The organism is Caloramator sp. mosi_1 (assembly GCF_028622835.1).
Lineage (GTDB): Bacteria > Bacillota > Clostridia > Clostridiales > Caloramatoraceae > Thermobrachium.
In genome coordinates this window covers 2,581,060-2,600,188 of sequence record NZ_CP117677.1, presented here as the reverse complement: position 1 = coordinate 2,600,188, position 19,129 = coordinate 2,581,060, and the positions used below count along the sequence as shown (strand labels likewise).

Annotated in this window: 21 protein-coding genes and 3 pseudogenes; 22 read left to right on the top strand and 2 right to left on the bottom strand. The window is 31.1% G+C overall.

Features of this window, described 5'->3' with window-relative positions; translation table 11 throughout:
• Positions 1-86 precede the first annotated feature (86 nt).
• From galU to PL321_RS18280, 9 genes are all read left to right on the top strand, one after another.
• Positions 87-995: a UTP--glucose-1-phosphate uridylyltransferase GalU gene (gene galU, locus PL321_RS18325; RefSeq protein WP_273962927.1), complete on the top strand. Its 909-nt coding sequence runs from the start codon at positions 87-89 to the stop codon at positions 993-995.
• Between the two features lie 466 nt (positions 996-1,461).
• On the top strand, positions 1,462-1,971 hold the full coding sequence (locus tag PL321_RS18320) for a sigma-70 family RNA polymerase sigma factor (protein ID WP_273962926.1): 510 nt from the start codon (positions 1,462-1,464) through the stop codon (positions 1,969-1,971).
• A 335-nt stretch (positions 1,972-2,306) separates the two neighbouring features.
• Complete coding sequence (locus tag PL321_RS18315) at positions 2,307-3,083, top strand: N-acetylmuramoyl-L-alanine amidase family protein (RefSeq protein ID WP_273962924.1); 777 nt, start codon at positions 2,307-2,309, stop codon at positions 3,081-3,083.
• A gap of 16 nt (positions 3,084-3,099) precedes the next feature.
• Positions 3,100-4,023, top strand: a complete 924-nt coding sequence (locus PL321_RS18305) for a cell wall-binding repeat-containing protein (protein WP_443110840.1) — start codon at positions 3,100-3,102, stop codon at positions 4,021-4,023.
• Between the two features lie 13 nt (positions 4,024-4,036).
• The gene (locus PL321_RS18300) at positions 4,037-4,990 is read left to right on the top strand and encodes a SpoIID/LytB domain-containing protein (RefSeq protein WP_273962921.1); all 954 of its coding nucleotides are present in this window, start codon (positions 4,037-4,039) and stop codon (positions 4,988-4,990) included.
• 11 nt (positions 4,991-5,001) lie between these two features.
• Positions 5,002-5,157 (top strand): hypothetical protein, encoded by a 156-nt coding sequence (locus PL321_RS18295; protein WP_273962919.1) that lies wholly within the window; start codon positions 5,002-5,004, stop codon positions 5,155-5,157.
• Positions 5,158-5,311: 154 nt separating this feature from the next.
• Positions 5,312-5,794 (top strand): cell wall-binding repeat-containing protein, encoded by a 483-nt coding sequence (locus tag PL321_RS18290; protein ID WP_273962918.1) that lies wholly within the window; start codon positions 5,312-5,314, stop codon positions 5,792-5,794.
• The gene (locus PL321_RS18285) at positions 5,782-6,012 is read left to right on the top strand and encodes a cell wall-binding repeat-containing protein (RefSeq protein ID WP_273962917.1); all 231 of its coding nucleotides are present in this window, start codon (positions 5,782-5,784) and stop codon (positions 6,010-6,012) included. The genes PL321_RS18290 and PL321_RS18285 overlap by 13 nt, the downstream gene beginning before the upstream one ends.
• 26 nt (positions 6,013-6,038) lie before the next feature.
• The gene (locus PL321_RS18280; RefSeq protein WP_273962916.1) at positions 6,039-6,443 is read left to right on the top strand and encodes a cell wall-binding repeat-containing protein; all 405 of its coding nucleotides are present in this window, start codon (positions 6,039-6,041) and stop codon (positions 6,441-6,443) included.
• Between the two features lie 211 nt (positions 6,444-6,654).
• Here PL321_RS18280 and PL321_RS18275 read toward each other — a convergent pair whose 3' ends face one another.
• Entirely contained in the window at positions 6,655-7,593 is a 939-nt protein-coding gene (locus PL321_RS18275; RefSeq protein ID WP_337961232.1) for an ISL3 family transposase, read from the bottom strand.
• Complete coding sequence (locus PL321_RS21995) at positions 7,566-7,727, bottom strand: transposase family protein (protein WP_443110716.1); 162 nt, start codon at positions 7,725-7,727, stop codon at positions 7,566-7,568. Before PL321_RS21995 ends, PL321_RS18275 begins: the two co-directional genes overlap by 28 nt.
• Before the next feature lie 871 nt (positions 7,728-8,598).
• Here PL321_RS21995 and PL321_RS18265 point away from each other — a divergent pair.
• The 13 genes and pseudogenes from PL321_RS18265 (at position 8,599) to PL321_RS18195 (ending at position 18,719) form a co-directional block, all read left to right on the top strand.
• Positions 8,599-8,829 carry a hypothetical protein gene (locus PL321_RS18265; protein WP_443110676.1) on the top strand — a complete coding sequence of 77 codons (231 nt, stop codon included), beginning with the start codon at positions 8,599-8,601 and terminating at the stop codon, positions 8,827-8,829.
• A 91-nt stretch (positions 8,830-8,920) separates the two neighbouring features.
• Positions 8,921-9,334 (top strand): O-antigen ligase family protein, encoded by a 414-nt coding sequence (locus tag PL321_RS18260; RefSeq protein WP_273962914.1) that lies wholly within the window; start codon positions 8,921-8,923, stop codon positions 9,332-9,334.
• Between the two features lie 157 nt (positions 9,335-9,491).
• Positions 9,492-9,953 carry an MraY family glycosyltransferase gene (locus PL321_RS18255; protein WP_273962913.1) on the top strand — a complete coding sequence of 154 codons (462 nt, stop codon included), beginning with the start codon at positions 9,492-9,494 and terminating at the stop codon, positions 9,951-9,953.
• 54 nt (positions 9,954-10,007) lie between these two features.
• Complete coding sequence (locus PL321_RS18250; protein WP_273962912.1) at positions 10,008-10,352, top strand: hypothetical protein; 345 nt, start codon at positions 10,008-10,010, stop codon at positions 10,350-10,352.
• Positions 10,353-10,367: 15 nt separating this feature from the next.
• Positions 10,368-10,906, top strand: a pseudogene (locus PL321_RS18245) (3-hydroxyacyl-CoA dehydrogenase NAD-binding domain-containing protein).
• Positions 10,894-11,682 (top strand): nucleotide sugar dehydrogenase, encoded by a 789-nt coding sequence (locus PL321_RS18235; protein WP_273962910.1) that lies wholly within the window; start codon positions 10,894-10,896, stop codon positions 11,680-11,682. Before PL321_RS18245 ends, PL321_RS18235 begins: the two are co-directional and overlap by 13 nt.
• 11 nt (positions 11,683-11,693) lie before the next feature.
• Positions 11,694-11,984: a glycosyltransferase gene (locus PL321_RS18230; protein ID WP_273962909.1), complete on the top strand. Its 291-nt coding sequence runs from the start codon at positions 11,694-11,696 to the stop codon at positions 11,982-11,984.
• Positions 11,981-13,540 carry a WecB/TagA/CpsF family glycosyltransferase gene (locus PL321_RS18225; protein ID WP_273962908.1) on the top strand — a complete coding sequence of 520 codons (1,560 nt, stop codon included), beginning with the start codon at positions 11,981-11,983 and terminating at the stop codon, positions 13,538-13,540. Before PL321_RS18230 ends, PL321_RS18225 begins: the two co-directional genes overlap by 4 nt.
• Positions 13,541-13,576: 36 nt before the next feature.
• Positions 13,577-15,141 (top strand): annotated as a pseudogene (gene murJ / locus PL321_RS21990) (murein biosynthesis integral membrane protein MurJ).
• Between the two features lie 87 nt (positions 15,142-15,228).
• A pseudogene (gene pepV, locus PL321_RS18210) lies at positions 15,229-16,634 on the top strand (dipeptidase PepV).
• A 1,277-nt stretch (positions 16,635-17,911) separates the two neighbouring features.
• Positions 17,912-18,064, top strand: coding sequence for a hypothetical protein (locus tag PL321_RS18205; RefSeq protein WP_273962905.1), 153 nt, complete (start codon positions 17,912-17,914; stop codon positions 18,062-18,064).
• Positions 18,034-18,483, top strand: a complete 450-nt coding sequence (locus PL321_RS18200) for a transposase (protein WP_337961230.1) — start codon at positions 18,034-18,036, stop codon at positions 18,481-18,483. The genes PL321_RS18205 and PL321_RS18200 overlap by 31 nt, the downstream gene beginning before the upstream one ends.
• Positions 18,484-18,485: 2 nt before the next feature.
• Positions 18,486-18,719 (top strand): hypothetical protein, encoded by a 234-nt coding sequence (locus PL321_RS18195; protein ID WP_273962904.1) that lies wholly within the window; start codon positions 18,486-18,488, stop codon positions 18,717-18,719.
• Positions 18,720-19,129: the final 410 nt, after the last annotated feature.

The window sequence follows — 19,129 nt, the reverse complement described above, 5'->3', positions numbered from 1 at the left end:
TATTATTACTATTGTAATTTTTAAATTAGGATGGTGTATTTATTAAGTCGTTTTAAAGTTACAAAGGATAGTGTAGGGGTATTTTTATGAAAGTAAGAAAGGCGATCATTCCAGCCGCAGGGCTTGGAACAAGATTTTTACCAGCAACTAAGGCACAGCCAAAGGAGATGCTTCCAATAGTTGATAAGCCAACTATTCAGTACATAATAGAGGAGGCCGTTGAGGCTGGAATTGAAGAGATACTTATAATAACAGGAAGAAATAAAAGGGCTATAGAGGATCACTTTGACAAGTCTGTTGAACTTGAGCTTGAACTTAAGGAAAAGAAAAAGGACGACCTTTTAAAGATAGTTCAGGATATATCAAATATGGTTCAAATACACTATGTAAGACAAAAGGAACCAAAGGGACTTGGACACGCAATACTTTGTGCAAAAACCTTTGTTGGAAATGAACCCTTTGCAGTAATGCTTGGAGATGATGTGGTTGATGCGGAGGTTCCTTGCCTAAAGCAGTTAATTGATGTGTATAATGAGTATAAGACAACTGTTTTAGGGGTTCAGCAGGTACCTATGACGGATGTAAATAAGTACGGTATTGTTAAGGGAATGCACATAGAAGATGGTGTGTATAAGGTTAAGGACCTTGTTGAAAAGCCAAGTATAGAGAAGGCACCAAGCAATGTTGCAATTCTTGGAAGATATATAATAACTCCACAGATATTTGAGATACTTGAGCATACTCGCCCAGGTAAGGGAGGAGAGATTCAACTAACAGATGCCCTTAAGGAGCTTTTAAATAGAGAGGCTATGTATGCATATAACTTTAAAGGAAGAAGATATGACGTTGGGGATAAGCTTGGTTTCCTTCAGGCAACAGTAGAGTATGCCCTAAAGAGGGATGATTTGAAGGATGCGTTTTATAGATATTTAAAGGATGTTGTAAGTACCTATGAGAAAAATTTTGAGGTTGCGGTAGATGGGGAGTGTAAATAAGGAATAAGAGTGCCACCCAAGTGAAATGTGAAAAGTCTAGCGACTTTTCACATTTGCACCAGGGTGGCACTTAAGCGTGTTGCACCAGGGTGGCACTTGGTGTGTGGGATTTTCTTGTTGTTTTCAGGATGAGAAACCTTCGAAAAGGTCGAAAGCAGTTTGAAAATGTAGTGTTTTTAGTGCTTCGACAGATCTAAAATGTACTATATATTGAGATGTAATATTTAAACATCATTTTTTCGCGGGAATTGGTTAGACTAAGTGTGTATTACTTTGTTTACAGATAGCAGATTATCTGGTGTAAAGGGTTAATAGTTCAAAGAATGGGTGTAATGATGCATTGTTTGCAGTTATTACGCTTATTTTTGCGTAATAATTTTGGTTTTATCTTTTACGCTTTGGAAAGAAAGTGCGGTGTATCATACCATATACTCAACCGGCCGGAAATAATTTTGGAGGGGTAAATATGGATGAGTATATGGTAGTTAAAAGATATGAGCCGCTTATTAAAAGGGCTATAAAGATGTATGTACACGATAAAAATTATTTTGAAGATGCATACCAGGAGGCAGTTTTAGCAATTATTAAAGTTTTAAAGGGATACGATGAGAAAAAGGGGGACTTTAATGCCTATATTAAGTGTGCGGTTATATATTCTGTAAAGGCCTTTTCTAAGAAGATAAGGGAAAACATAAGTTTAGATGAGGAGCTTGAGGATGGAGGAAGCCTATACGATTTAATACCTGATGATACCTGTCTTGAGGAGGAGTATGTGAAGGATGAGGATATAAAGAAGTTATATAGAGCATTAGAGTGTTTAAATAAAAAGCAGAGGGAGATAATAGAGGAGTATTATTTTAATGGTAAGAGTATGGTGGAGATTGCAAAGGATAAAAGGTGCCACTATAATTCAGTTGTTAGACTAAAGGAGAGGGCACTTAAGAGACTAAAGGATAATATGCAAAATCAAGAGTAATTTAGGAATTTAGTATTATTTATTAATAAGAATGAGGTTAAGAATAGTTAAATATAAATAGTAATGCGTTGTAGTATTTGGATGCATTTATATAAATACGTCTAGTTTTGTTGAATTATGTGCTTTTTATTGTAGAATGTTTTTAGAGGTATATGTACTATATAGGAGTCTTAGTTTGTATTTTTAACTAGATACCCACTTCAGAGGGATGTTCCTTTCCTATTTTACCATTTTATCAAAAATTATAGATTACTTTTTCTGCACAATAATTTATATTCCCTTAATTTTTATCTTTTACAAGGATGTGGATTTTGTAGGATTTAAGGAGGGCAAAAATGAATTTGAAGCAGCTATTAATCAAAACATTCGCAGTTATTTTAGTCACAACAAACGTAGCTTTTGCCCAAAACTTAAATGGTCTAAAAGTGATATTGGATTCGGGTCACGGAGGCGATGATCCTGGAGCAAAAGCAAAAATACAGGGTGTATCATATGAGGAAAAGAGTTTAAATAATTCTATTACACAAAAGCTGGCATCAATTTTAAGTTCTTATGGAGCAGAGGTACTGTTTACACGTAATCCCTATGAAGATACTGGTTTAAACCTATATAAAAGACCAGAAATTGCAAATAGTAGTGGAGCGCAACTATTTATAAGCATTCATCACAATTCGGCTCTAAATGAAGCGGCAAATGGTACAGAGGTTTTTTATTCATCAAATAGAGTAAATAATAAAATAACAAGCTATGTCGAGTTTAATGGCGCACGATATGAATATATAAAAGAAAGTGTAGATGATGGTATTCCTTTTGTTCACGTTATGGTTGAAGGTAAAGAGATGAAAATAGAAAAATCTAAAGTTAAGGTTATAAAACCAAGTTCAACTTCAAATATTTGGCAGGTTTTAGAAAGTCAAAGATTGGCTCAAATGGTTGTTTCCAATATTGCAAGTCTTGGTTTAAGGAATAGAGGTGCAAAGGATTCATCCCTTGTTGTAACAAGATATACAACAATGCCTTCAATTCTAGTGGAAGTTGGATTTATGTCAAATCCTGAAGAACTATCTAAATTGGTAGATGAAGGTTTCCAATTAAGTGTAGCACAAAAATAGCAGATGCAGTAAAAGAATATTATTTGGTGTATCAAAACAACAAAAGTTTTTTATAAACCCTAATATTGATATTTCTAAAAGAATTTCGGGTGAAGATAGATACAAAACAAATAGAGCAATAATAAAGGATGGATGGTATAGCTCAGAGAATGTAATCTTAGCCTATGGTGAAAATTATGCAGATGCTTTAACATCAGCTGCACTATCGAAAAAACTTGATGCACCCATATTATTAACAAGAGGTAAAGTTCTTGAGGAGGATGTATTTGATATATTAAATTCACTAAATGCAAAAAGGGTATATATTATAGGTGGACAAGTAGTTATATCAAAGGAGATCGAGGACGCAATCAAATCAAGAAATATTGACGTTGTAAGAATAGAAGGCAAAGATAGATATAAAACCTCTATCCAAATTGCAAAATATTTTGATGAACCAAAGGAGGTATTTTTGGTAACAGGAAAAGGATTTGCAGATGCACTTTCAGTTTCAACTGTTGCTGCTATAAAGGAGATACCAATAATATATGTTGATAATAATAGATATATTGATGCACTTGAATATGTAAAATCCATTGGAATTGAAAAGGTTTATGTAATTGGCGGGAATACAGTTATCTCAGATAATGTAGCAAATAAGTTTGGGAATTATGTTCGTATCTATGGATTTGACAGATACGAAACGAATTGTAAGGTAATAAAGTATTTTGAAGAGTTATTTGATTTTTCAAGGGTATATGTTTCAACAGGTGAAAATTATCCAGATGCACTTTCAAGTACTGCATTAAGTGTTAAATATAATAGTCCAATTATTTTAACAGGAAATGCTGCAAAGACCAATGAAGTAATCAAAGGTTTTGTGAATAGTATAAGAGAAATTATTGTAGTTGGTGGTGAAAAGGTGCTGTCAAAGGATTTAGCTTTAAAAATTTTTAAATAAGGGGGATTGACAAATGAAAAAGCGTATAGTTTCTTTAGCTTTAATAATTATTTTGGTTATGTCTATGTTAAATGGTGTATTTGCTGCGGTGGATAGGTCTGCTTATTATCAGGATATTAGAGTTTTACTGTCTAGTATGATGAGGGAAAATGTTTCTGTTAAATTAAATGGTTTCTATTTATTAAATGGACAAGCGGTAGAAAACAATGAATTTATTTTAAAGTCAGCTGCAGGTAAAATAGACATAAATGGCGAATTAATAGATGTTATAACATTAGAGCCGCAGAATCAGGAAAATTTACTTACCATTACATTACTTGATGAAAATTTAAATCCAGTAAAGGACAGTAATGGGAATATAATTAGAAGAAATTATTTTGGTAAATTCATATTTAAACTTAAAGATGGTAAGATATCAACTATAAATGTGTTAGATATAGAAAGATATGTTTTAGGCGTAATTCCCTATGAAATGAGTGAGAACTTTCAAATAGAGGCACTAAAGGCACAAGCTATAGCATCAAGAAGCTATGGGTTATATTATCGTATAAATGCTAAACAGGGAAGTGAATATGATTTAGTAGATTCTACAACAAATCAGGTGTATAGGGGGTATAATGCTTCCTTTAAAAAGTGTATACAAGCTGTAGAGGAAACAAAAGGTCAGGTTTTGATATATAATGATGTAAGTAAAAATATGGAGTATATAATACCTGCTTATTTTCACTCCAGTAATGGGGGATATACAGAAGCTTGTGAAAATGTTTGGCTTCAGAGCTTTCCATATTTTATTAGTAGACTAGATGAATATAGTGTGACAAATTGGCCAGGTGGAGTTAGGAGTTTTACAGTTGAAAAAATAAACGAACTGTTAAAAAAGCAAACAGAATACCAAGTACATCAACATTTATTAGATTTGATCTTGACAACATTGAATATTATGAAAGTGGAAGAATTTCAAATATAAAGGCAGTATGTGTGAATGCAGAAGGAATGGAAGAGAATATTGATTTGAGAAAAGAGGCTTTAAGAGTGGCATTATCTCTTCCTAGCAATATGTATACAGTTGAGTTTAAGGAAGAAGAAAATACCTATGTTTTTCAGGTAAAGGATATGGTCACGGTATTGGAATGAGTCAGTGGGGTGCAGAATATAGAGCAAGAGCTGGTCAAAATCATATAGAAATACTTAACTTTTATTATCCAGGAACTACAATTTTTCATTAACTTCATATATTAATAGACTTTCTGTATCAAGGCCTGTTGTACTTGTAAATGATAGTATAAGAGTGGATGTGACAGCAGAAGATGGTGCAGTGTTTAAGTATGAGGTTTTAAAGGATGGAAAGGTTATATATGTTGAGGATGAGAAGGTAGAAAAACAGTTTACCTATAAACCAACTAATGCAGGTGATTATGTAGTAAGAGTTTCAGCAAAGCCAATTAGTGCAAAAAGCTACGGCGATGTAAAAGAGATTGGCTTTAAGGCTGCACTTCCACAGGTTTCAAGAGGTGGAGAACAAGTTGCAGTAAATACCTTTAGAGTTTATGGAACAGATAGAATAAAAACGGCTGTTGCTGTAAGCCAAACAGGATGGGACGAAGCAGAATATGCAGTAGTTGCAAGGGCAGATGATTTCCCAGATGCACTATCAGCAGGACCACTTGCTAAAAAGTATGATGCACCAATTTTATTAACTTATAAAGACCGCTTAAATGAAGAGGTAGAAATTGAACTTCTAAGGCTTGGAGTAAAAATGTGTTTATTATAGGAAGTGAAGGGGCAGTTTCAAAAGAGGTTGAAAATAAAATAAGGTCCCTTAATATAAATGTAGAGAGAATAGGTGGAGAAGATAGATACGAAACTGCAGTGAAAATTGCACAAAAACTTGGAACGACAAAGGAGGTTTTTGTAGCAACGGGATTAAATTATCCAGATGCACTATCAGTATCTTCAGTTGCGGCAATTAAGGGGCACCAATTATATTAACTCCTAAGAATAGACAGCACGATAAGGTGCTTCAATATTTAGAGGAGATAAACCCAGATAAGGTTTATGTTATTGGGGGAGATAAGGCAGTACCTTCAAGTGTACTTGCAGGCTTTGAAGATAAAATAGATAGGGTAAGTGGAGACGATAGGTATTTAACTAATATAGAAATAGCAAAGAGGTTTAATGATATAATTTCCCATAATAGGGTATACATTGCAACGGGTTTAAATTTTCCAGATGCACTTGCAGGTTCAGCCCTTGCGGCAAGAAATAGCAGTATGATTATTTTAGCATCAAATAAAGAGAGAGAAGAGATTAGAGTTTATTTAAATAGTAAATATACAAATTATACAGTTAAGTTTGTTTTAGGTGGTAATGATGTTGTTAAATTAGAAAATTTAACCCAAATGTTTAATTATGTGAATTGATTTAAAATAATGTTTTATTAATTTGGATGCCTCCATTATTTTTAGGCTCTTTGTCAATAGTTGGGGCGGGCATTAGATTAGAATGCCTGTCCTTTCTTATTTGATAATGATTTTAGCAAGATAGATAGGATGAGGGGAGTTTACCCTTAAAAAATTGCACGACAAAAAGACCAACGATAGTTGGATTTCCTAAAATACAATATTTAACAGATTATTTATTACAACAATGAAGAATTCTATTCCTGAATCTATCAAAATTTCTATAGCCGAAGGCTATTCTTTTAATAACTTTGATTTTATTATTAAATCCTTCTATACAAGCATTTGTATAAGGAATATCAAAAGAATTACAAATCTCATTAAAATATCTGATATAGGTATTTGCACATCTTTTCAATTCATTGATACCACTATTTTGTGCAAGTTTAATCCAATCTTTTAAGAGGACACGAGCTTCGTTAGAAGAAGGTGAAGCATCAATAATACTCAATAACTTTTCCTTTAAAGTGTGGGCAATTGCTAATTCACTATTATAAGAAAACATAACTTGTAAAGCTAACTTTGAATCTGTATCAAGTAAGCCATATCTTTTTAAAATAAGCTTTTTACTTCTTTTAAAGTATTTTCTTAATTTAATTGATAGTTCTCTTTGGATACGTTTTCTTACCGCTTCTACTGCCCATATGACTTGTCTAATATAGTGAAATTTATCTATAACAATTACAGCATTTTTGAAATAAGTTTTAGCTAAATCAATATAGGGTTGCCACATATCACAAATAAAGTGTGTAACGCTATCGCGATTTTTAATTTTTCTAAAATAATCTATAAGAATATGCTCTTTTCTATCTTTAATAATGTCTAGTATTTTATGATTAACAGGATCGACTATTGCACAATGATATTTAGAACCACCAGAGTTACCTTTAAATTCATCTATAGATATTATTTTAGGTAAATTAGTAGGAGAAGAGTAAGATACATTATCAAAAATACGTTTTATAGTATCGATAGATAGATTAGTTTTTCTAGCAACTGATGTCATACTATATTCATTAGATAATTCATTAATTACAAACATAGCTAATCTATTAGTTATTCTATGATAACGAGGTAAAAATTCTATATGTTCATAAAATTTTTGCCGCAGGCATTACAACGATATCTACGTTTTTTAAGAATGATAAAAGTATGTTTAAAGAATAAGGGTATGTCTTTAATACGCTGAATTCTATAATCGTGAACTCTTGTAACTTTGGAATTACAATTAGGGCAAGTACAAATTTTTTCTTAGTTTCTAAGTATATCTCAATGTACGTGTCATTATGAATAATCTTTTTATAATAACATCTTTAAAACCTAATAAATTTTTGATAGAATTATTAGTGTGCACTTGATGGATGCCTCCTTTCAGGTAAGGTTTTTGTTTGGTTATTTTAATTTTACCAGGTGTCTAATCAGGTGCACATATTTTTTGTAAAAAATATGCTGGGTCTACGCCCCAACATTTATTATAGAACCTATTTTTAATATATGGAGGCTTTTTATTATCAAAATTAATATTTTATTTTAAAATATAGAGGTTTAGTTTATTAACTTTTTTTCTTAATATGTTATAATATTTGAGACTGATTTTGACCAATTGGAGGGATGTTAAATGTTAGAGAAAGATAATGAATTTCACCTGATTTTGTACTTATTACTCTTGAATCCTATATTGGATTTATTAACTGGGCTATATCTTAATGTTTTTCAATTAGATTCCAAATTTACACCAGGAATTATAGTTAGAATTTTATTTTATTATATATGCTTTATTATGTTTGGAAAAATAATATAAAGATAAAATATTTAATTTTATTAGCAATTACGTTTATATTAACTAATATTACCCAAATCTTTAGTGGTGTTAATTACAAAATATTTCTTGAGGTTCAATATTTTATTAAATTTTTATATAATATTTTAATATTGTTTATAGGTTATGAAATATTAAATAAGCAAGATAATAGTTTTTAGAAAAGCTATTTTATTACTTAACAATTTCAGGTGTTATCTATTCACTTGTTATTATAATTTCATTTTTAACTGGAACCGATTATAAAACGTATTCTCACGGTTTATCAAGTAAAGGTCTATTTTTGCAGGCAATGATTTGGCTGCTATTTTAGCAGTAATATATCCGATAAGTGTGTATTTATATTTTAAATGCAAAGAATTAAATATAAAATGGGTTGTATTTTATAATATAACAATTATGCTTGGACTTATAACTGTTGGTACAAGAGTAGCATTTTTAGCTGTTTTTTTAACTTTTATAGTTTACCTATTATTTATTTTATTAAATAAAAATAAACTTATGCTAAAAAATATTGTATATTTTTAATAGTTTCATATATATCGTTTTTGCATTTTCTTATGTATCCCAGGTTACTAAAGGAATAGATATTATTAGTAATAGTATTCAAAGACAACAGATGAACTTAGAAAAAACAAAATATGATTCAACTACATATGTTTTAAGTTCAAGAAATATTAAATTTAAATGGGCTTATGATGATTATAAAAATTCAAATATTTTTAGAAAGGCTTTTGGAATTGGTAGAGGAACACAGGAACAAACAGTAGAAATGGATTTTATTGAAATTTGGTTGTATTATGGTGTAGTAGGATTTATAATTATGACATTTTATATATTTAAGTATGGATTTATGTTTTTATATAAAATTTCAGAAATCAGAAAAGATATTTTGTACCTTTCATTATTTACAGCTTTATTTTTAGGATTTGGTTCTTCATTTTTAGCTGGACACGTACTTTTTAGTGTATCTTCAGGTACTTATTCGTTTTTAATTTTAGCCCTATCAACTATGTTGTATGCTAAAAAATAATAAATTGAGGTGAAAATATGGGCTATTTTGTTGTTTTTATTTTATCCTGTATTATTAGTTTTTATTTACTCCATATGTTATAAAGCTAGCAAATAAATTAGGAGCAATAGATATTCCAAAGGATAATAGAAGAGTTCATAAAAGTCCTATTCCAAGGATGGGAGGACTAGCAATATATATTTCTTGCTTAATAGTTTCTATTTTTACTTTAAAAATGGATGTTAAAATGTTAGGACTTTTATTGGGTGCAACCTTTATAGTTATTATGGGTATAATTGATGATATAAAACCATTAAAACCACTTACTAAGCTTTTAGTTCAAATATCTGCTGCCTGCATATTGTTGCTTTATGATATCAACATTAAGACAATTTCTTTACCATTTATTGGACACGATAGGTATTTTAATATAGGTTATTTTGGAATTATATTAACGGTACTTTGGGTAGTTGGCATAACAAATGCTATGAATTTAATTGATGGTCTTGATGGATTAGCTTGTGGTACAGGAATAATTGCATCTATTACTTTATTTATTATATCATTGATTACAAAGAGATATATGTCAGCTATTATGACTATTACTTTAGCTGGTTCTTCATTGGGTTTTGTATTATAACTTCAATCCAGCAAAGATTTTTTAGGTGATACAGGTTCTCAATTTATAGGATTTATGCTTGCTAGTATATCAATATTATCAGCAATTAAGTATTATACAGCATTTTCAATTTTTGTTCCTATATTAGCCTTTGGAGTGCCAATATATGATACTTTATCATCAATAGTTAGAAGAAAATTGAATGGTAAGCCAATTATGGAGGCAGACAGAGGTCACCTCCATCACAGACTTTTGGATAAGGGATATTCACATAAACAAACTGTACTAATTATGTATGCTTTTTCAATTGTTCTTGGTATAATATCAATTGTGGCACAATTATTGTTAAGTAGTGTAGTAATTGCTATATTTTGCTTATTATTTGCTTTACTATTGATTTATAGAAAATTTTATAAATAAGGAAAGGTGATTAAAATGAACAATGAGCTATTTAAGAATGTCGCAGTTTTTGGACAAGGTTTTGTTGGTCTTCCACTTGCATTAAGCTTTGCAATGCGTGGATGTAATGTTTATGGTGTAGATGTTGTAGAACCACTTGTAAAGGATATAAACAATGGTATAACACATCACACTGAGGAATTTGAAGGTAAGGGAATAAGAGAAATATTAAAGGAACAGCTTGAGGCAGGAAGATATAGGGCAACAACTAATATGGAGGAAGCACTTAAAAATTGCAATAATATAGTTGTAACTGTAGGTATACCAATAAGAAATGGTGAGCACGATTTAAGTGATTTATTAGGTTGTGTTAGTGTAATTGGTAGAAATTTAAAAGAGGAGATCTTGTAGTTATAAGAAGTACAGTAATTCCTGGAACTACAGAGGAAAAAATATTGCCTATTCTTGAAAAAGAATCAGGAATGAAGGCAGGAGTTGATTTTTATCTTGCTTATTCATCAGAAAGAATTGCAGAAGGAAAGGCTTTTATGAATTTGCCTATATGCCAACAATAGTTGCGGGAATAAATGAAGAAAGTGCAAAGAGGGCAAAGGAACTTTTAGAGGTTGTATGTAAAACTGATGTTATTGTTGCAAGCGATATGAAGATAGTTGAAACTTCAAAGGTATTTGAAAATGTACAAAGAGATGTAAATATAGCAATGGTTCAGGAGTTTGCAAGATTTACAGAGGCACTTGGAATAGATATTTATGAAGTTATAAAGGTAGCAAATACACATAAGAGAGTAAACCTTTTAACACCAGGACCTGGAGTTGGTGGATACTGCATACCAAATGCTTACCATTACTTAGAACCAAAGGCAAGAGAGCTTAATGTTGATTTAGATTTATTAAAATTGGCAAGAATGAAAAATAGCAATCTTCCTAATATAATGGTTAATATGTTAGAGACAATGCTTTTAAAGGAAGGAAAAACATTAGAGGGTGCAAAGGTTGGAATATTAGGTATTGCAATGAAGGATTATTCAAACGATGATAGAATAAGCCCTCCAATTGAGATTATAAAGATACTTGAAAGAAGAGGAGCTTTAGTTTCAGCCTATGACAGTGCTGTACCAACTGAATATGATTTTAAGGTAGGCAATATAGTAGATGCCCTAAAGGATAAGGATGCAATTATGGTTCTTGCAAAACAGTCAGATTATGATAATTTTGATGAAAAGTATTTTGAGGTTATAAATAGAGGAACAGTTATATTAGATACAAGAAACCTATTCGATGGAAAAGAGGAGAAGCTAAATCAATACGGTATTAAGCTTATGAAGATATGATGGAGGTTACTATGAACGTACTTCATATTATAAGTGGCGGAGAAAGAGGAGGGTCAAAAGTACATCTTTTGACCCTTTCCTTAGAGTTTAAAAGGAGAGGTATAAATAATACAATTGTTTGTTTTATTGAGGGAGACCTATACAAGGAAGCAAAGGCATTAAATCTTGATGTAGTTTTAATAAAACAAAATAAGAGGTTTGATTTAACAATAGTTGAAAAAATTAAGAGATTATGTGAAGATAAAAAAATAGATATTATAAACTGTCACGGTGGAAGGGCAAATTTTGTCGCAAGTTTTTGAAGAATAAGTATAGAGCGGTTTATTTTACCACTATACATAGTGATTATATGAGTGATTATAAGGGAAACAAATATAAAACTTTAATTTACAGCAATATAAATAGAAGTGTTTTAAAGAATTTTGATGGATATATTGCAGTTTCAAATAGTTTTAAAGATATGCTTATTAATAGAGGGTTTAATGAAGAAAAAATAAATGTAGTTTATAATGGTATAGATTTTAATGATGTAATCAATGTAGACAAAAATAGTATTTTAAATAAATATGAAATAAATGGATATGATGCTTATATAACAATGACAGCAAGAATGCATCCAATAAAGGGACATAGTATTTTATTAGATGCAGCGAAAAAAATAGTAGATGATGGATATAATCCTCTTTTTATACTTGTTGGAGACGGCCCAATAATGAATGACATTAAAAGTAAGGTTAATGAATTAGGTTTAAATAACAATGTATTATTTACTGGATTTACAAAACCAGATGAGTTTGTAGCTATTTCAGATTTTACTTTACTTACATCCTATTCAGAGAGCTTTCCGCTTGTTGTTTTAGAAGCTGCAAAATATAAAAAGACGGTTGTTGCATCGAATGTAGGTGGGGTTTCTAGAATAGTTGTAGATGGTCAAAATGGTCTCTTATTTGAAGCAGGAGATGTAATAAATTTATATAAAAATATAAAATATTTAATTGAAAATAAAAACACAGCAATAACATTAGGTGAAAAACTTTATGAAGATGCTTCACGTAATTATTCAATCGAAAATATGGCAAATTTATATTTAGATGCATATGAAAAAATAACTAAAGCTATAGAAAAGGAGACAAATAGTATGCATATAGAAAAATACTTTGGAGTAGAGGTTTGTGCAATTGATATGCAGGAGGCACTTGAAGAGGTTGATAGAATAATTGAAGAAAGAGAGCCAAGCTTTGTGGTAGCAATAAATCCAGAAAAGATAATGAAGGCAAAAGAGGATGAAGGTTTAAAAGCACTTCTTAATAGTGCAAGGCTTAAAATTCCAGATGGAGTTGGAGTACTTATTGCATCAAGACTTAAGGGTGGAAGAATAAGAAAAAGAGTAACTGGAATTGATTTAATGAACAATATTTGTAAACGATCAGCTGAAAAGGGATATAGAGTGTTTTTACTTGGTGCAAAACCTGGTGTTGCTGAAAAGGCTGCTGAGATACTAAAGGAAAGGTATAAGGGGCTTAATATTGCTGGGGTTAGAGATGGATACTTTGAAAGTGAAGATGAAGTAATTGACTATATAAAATCAAAGTCTCCTGATGTATTATTTGTAGCTATGGGAAGTCCAAAACAGGAGTTGTTTATAAAGCGAAATATGGAAAGATTAGGTGTTCCACTTTTAATGGGTGTAGGTGGAAGTTATGATGTTATTTGTGGTAATATAAAGAGGGCACCTGAGTGGATGCAAAAGATTGGGCTTGAATGGATGTATAGGCTTATTAAAGAGCCTTGGAGATATAAGAGAATGATGGTTCTTCCTAAGTTTTTGTTTGAAGTTCTCTTTAGTAGAAGTAAATAAGAATAATAATTTAAATTAAACGGAAAGGAGAAGACGATGTCAAGGCAGAGTAATATAAAAAAGACTACCTTTATTTTAATGATAATAAATTTATTATCAAGATTTTTAGGATTTATTAGGGAAATGATTATTGCAAAGGTATTTGGGAGAAACTCTGTAACGGATGCTTTCTTTGCGGCCTTTACGATACCTGATGTAATGTACGACCTTTTAGTAGTTGGAGCCTTAAGTTCTGGCTTTATGCCTGTTTTTAATGAACACCTTGCAAAGGATGATGAAGAGGGAGCTTGGAAGGCTGCAAATACTTTTATTACAGTAGCATTGATTTTTATCGTTATATTTAATATTTTATATTATGCCTTCGCAAAGTACTTAATTCCACTTGTTGCAATAGGAAATGCTAAGGATCCTGCAACATATACATTAACGGTAAAACTTACTCGTTTTATGACGGTTTCAGTTAGCTTTGCTGTTTGTGCTGGTCTTTCAATGGGGGTTTTAAATTCATATAAGATATTTACGGCACCTGCACTTGGACCAGTTATGTATAATGTTGGTATAATCTTAGGTGCAATAGTTCTTGGTGGCAAGTTTGGAATATTTGGCCTTGCGGCTGGAGTTATATTTGGTGCGTTTTTAAATTTTGGTATTCAGATACCTAATTTTGTTAAGGTAGGAAAGAGGTTTAGGTTAGAGCTAAATACAAAAATGAAGGCTATAAGAGAATGATTAGACTAATGGGGCCTGCAATATTAGGGCTTGCAATACTTAGAATTAATCTTGTAGTAAATCAAAATATAGCATCTATATTAGATCAAGGTAGCATAACTGGTTTACGTTATGCACAAAGAATAATGATGCTTCCTGTTGGTATATTTGGTGCAAGTGTATCAACCGCGGTATTTCCTATATTAAATGCTCATATCGCAAGAAAAGAGTTTGATGAATATAAGGCGGTTATATCACAAGGATTAAGAACTCTTATATTTATTACAGTACCTGCGTCTGTTGGACTTATGGTGCTAAACAAACCAATAGTAAGGCTTCTTTTCAAGACAGGTAAGTTTACAGAACAGGATGTACTTGTTACAGCCTTTGCACTTATTTTTTATGCAATAGGTATTTTAGGTCAATGTGCAGTTCCTGTATTGATTAGATCCTTTTATTCTATGCAGGATACAAAGACTCCAGTTAAGATTGGTGCTGGTATAGTTTTATTTAATATTACTTTAAATCTATTGTTTGTAAAATTTAGTAGTTTAGCAATAGGTGGAATTGCACTTTCTAACTCACTTGCGGCAGTACTTCAAATGATAGTTTTATATAGAATACTTGGAAAGAAGATAAATGGACTTAGAACAAAGGAAGTTTTGATGTCTTTGTCGAAGTCAATTTTATCTTCAATTGCAATGGGTATAGCTGTATACCTTACAAGTTTAGGGATTGAAAGAGTTTTAGGTAATGTCTCAAAGCTTGCACAGCTAATAAATGTAGGTGTATCTATTGGAATAGGTGTAATTGTTTATGTTGTTTGTGCATACTTATTAAAGATGGAAGAACTACAGGATGCAATTAAAATGATTAGAAAGAGACGTAAATAAGGGATATTAGCCACCTGGGTGAAGATATGGAAATAAATGGGTAAAGTAACATTTCACCTGGGTGGCACTTATATAGGAGGTGTTTTTATGGAGAGGCTGTTTAAAAAAATTGATGAGCTGAAGGATGAGATTGTTAAAAGTACACAGGAGATTTGCAGAATTAAAAGTGTTGAGGGGGAAGCAAAGGAAGGTAAGCCCTTTGGTGAAGGTGTGGCTGAAGCTTTAGATTATGCCTTGAAGCTATCTGAAAGATTAGGATTTAAGACAGTAAATCTTGACGGATATGTGGGATATGCAGAATATGGTGATGGAGAGGATTATGTTGCAGTTTTAGGACATCTTGATGTAGTTCCAGAGGGAGATGGATGGATGTATCCACCCTATGGAGCACAGATACACGATGGAAAGATTTATGCAAGAGGGACAATGGATGATAAGGGGCCAATCATAGCGGCACTTTACGGGCTTTATGCTATTAAGGAGTTAGGAATTAAGCTTGATAGAAGGGTTAGGATTATATTTGGAACAAATGAAGAGACAGGCTCAAAGGATATTGAGTACTACAATAGGTTTGAGAAGCCTCCAGTTTTAGGATTTACACCAGATGCTGAGTTTCCTTTGATTTTTGCTGAGAAGGGACTTACGGTATTTGATATTGTAAAGGATTTTAGTAGAAGACCTGAAAATATAAAGATAGAGTATGTAAAAGGCGGACAGAGGGTAAATATGGTACCAGACTATTGTGAGGCAAAGCTTGAAGGGGATATTGAGTATATACAGTCTGTTATATTTAAACATTTGGAAGAGACAGGGGATAAAGTTGAGTTTGAAGTAACGGGAAATGAGATAGTTATTAAAGTGTATGGAGTGTCTGCTCACGGAAGCACACCAGAGCTTGGTGAAAATGCCGTAATGAAGATGATGAATTTATTAGGAAAGATGAATTTTGATGAAAGTGACGTTAAGAATTTTATTGACTTTTTAAATAAATACGTAGGATTTGAAACAGATGGAAGAAGTTTTGGAGTTTACTTAGAGGATGAGCCATCAGGCAAGCTTTCCTTTAACCTTGGAACTATAGATTTAAATGAAAAGGGAGTAAGGGTTGGACTAAATTTAAGATATCCTGTTACATACAGTCTTGAGGATATGATGAATCCATTTAATGAAAGAATAAAGGAATACGGAATTAGAGTAGAAAACTTTGAACATCAGGCACCTTTATATTTTTCAAAGGAACACGAGCTTATAAAGAAGCTTATGAAGGTATATGAGGATTATGTAGGAGAAAGATGTGAACCGATTGCAATAGGTGGGGAACCTACGCAAAGGAGATGCCTAATATAGTAGCCTTTGGCCCACTATTCCCAGGTAGAGAAGATGTGGTACATCAGGCGAATGAATACATTTTAATTGATGATTTAATTGCTTGTACAAAGATTTATGCGAATGCAATCTACCACCTAAGTGCCACCCAGGTGAAAGGTGAATAGAACCAATTATTACCATAGAATAAGTGAAAAATGTATATTATGTTTTATGAGTAATAATTGAATATTAATTATTTTAAGCAAATAAAATTTTATAATAAGAACTTTGAAGCTTTTAATTATAGGGTGGATTAACTAAAAATTTGTTAGTTAATTTTAACTAATCAGCGATAGAAGTCACCTACTTCTATAAGTGGTAAGATGAACTGACAAGGTTTTGGTTTTGTTCTATACTATAAGTATGAAATTTCTTTGACAAATGGAAATAAAAGGCTCAGGGAGAAATTGAAAAGTTCTAAATGCTAAAACCAAACGATTAGTTTTTGCCTTCTAGAGTAAAATATTCAGAAATTAAAGGCAACAGATACTATTTGCATCTAGGATAGGAACTCCACAAAGTTACGCCTGTTGAGACTGAGGTTAAGAAGTCGTGGAAGCAGGAAGTCATCCACCTTTGTAGGTGGTTGAAGTTTAGGTGTTTATTAGTTTAGTTTTATTTGTAAATTTAGGTAAGATGTGAGTGTACCAATTGTGTAGAAAATTTTATATAAAAAATAAATGTGTTATGTATAAAGTAAAATTATTAGGTCAATAATTAAAAATGTAAACATCATTGTTCAGCTAGATAGGAGGCTGTGTAAAAATAAAATGTCAACACCTCAATAGGTATATCTAGCTTAAAACCAAACCCCTAAATTCATAACAAACACCAAAACCAACTTCAGAAGTTAAAATTTTGTAAAAATCCTCTACAATATTTGTGGAGGATTTTTACTTTCACCTAAGTGCCACCCAGGTGAAAAGTGAATAGAACCAGTTATTACCACAAAATAAGTAAAAACGTATATTTTTTCAGACTATTGAAGAAGTATAGATAATATTAGTCCTTTGAAGGATTTCTTGTCATATCTTCTATGGCCTAATTAAGTCTAAGCTTTTCTTTTTTTAAAAGGTGTTATCCTTGTGATACCTCGTCCTTGAGGGTCGCACGGCTTGCACATCGTATGCCGAATTATGTACTTTTTAAAGTCTAAAGATATGATTATCTAAAGTGCTTGAAAAGGCAATGTAAATCCTTACAAGGTGCTATTTCATATTTAGAGAAACTTTTATATTTGTCAACAATCTGTGTTTTTTAATATTAATAAAATTTCCACGTTAAAAAATAGATTATTTTGATATGTGTTTTATTGAATTTAAAGTCGTAATATATGCAATAAATATTGTTAAATTTATTCCAAAATATGGTTCAAGTCACCTTTCACCTGGGTGGCACTTAAATGAATAACACATCCAAAAATGGTAATAATTATTTTGGAGGTGTTTTTATGAGGCCACAAAGGTATTGCTTTGATGGGGCTATTTATCATATAACAACTAGATGCAACAATAAAGAACACATATTAAAAAAGATGATTTTAAAAGATTTATAATTAAACAGCTCAAGGAATATAATAAAAAATTTGATTACGAATTGTTAGGATATGTTATAATGGATAATCATTATCATCTTTTAATGAGAACACATAAAGATACTATAAGTACAATTATGTTCAATCTAAATAATGTAGTTGCAAAATTTCTAAATACAGCATTAGATAGAACTGGTCACGCATTAGAAAAAAGGTATCACTGTAACTTGATAGATTCTGAAAGTCAGCTATATGCAACTTTAAGATATATACATAGAAATCCTATTAGAGCACATATATGCGATAGTATTGATGAGTATTTATGGAGTAGTCATTGGTTTTATAAAAGAGGAATCAATTCCTTTATAAATGTTGATTTTATTTTGGATATGTTAAGTGAAGACAGAAAAAATCAATTGAAATATATCGTAATTTATTAGAAATGGATGGAGACGATAAGTTATTCTTAAAGGAATCGGAAACATTATTAAGATATATAGGACGTAAAGAAAAAGATTTATATGAAGATGATTTAAAGAATGAATTTACCAAACCAGTTCAAAAGTCATTAGAAGAAATATTGGAAGAATTAAATATACCTAACTGGGTAGTTGAAAATATAAGAGGAGGATGTAAAACTAAGGAATTGACACAGATAAAAATATATTTGTTATGAGAGCATTAAAGGAAAAATATTCTCACATTGAAATAGCAGACTTTTTAAACGTAAGTAGATCAAGTATAACCAAAATAGCAAGTTCTCAAAAGTGCCACCCAGGTGAAAGGTGAATACATCAAATATTTTCCATTAACAATAACAACTACAGTTTTTTTTTCAAAGAGTATAATAAAGAAAAGTTTTACCCAGTTGAAATTTACATTTTTATAGTGAGATATTAAAAAATAAATAAAAATATTTTTTATAATACAAATTAAATATGTAAAATAAAAGTATTAATTTTAAATAAAATAGGAATTATATTGGTTGCGGTTATAGTAAATTACAACTATTGGTTAAAATGTTGCAAATATTATAATAAAATTGTCATCTATTTCTTTTAAGCAAATATCTAATAAAACTTCAGA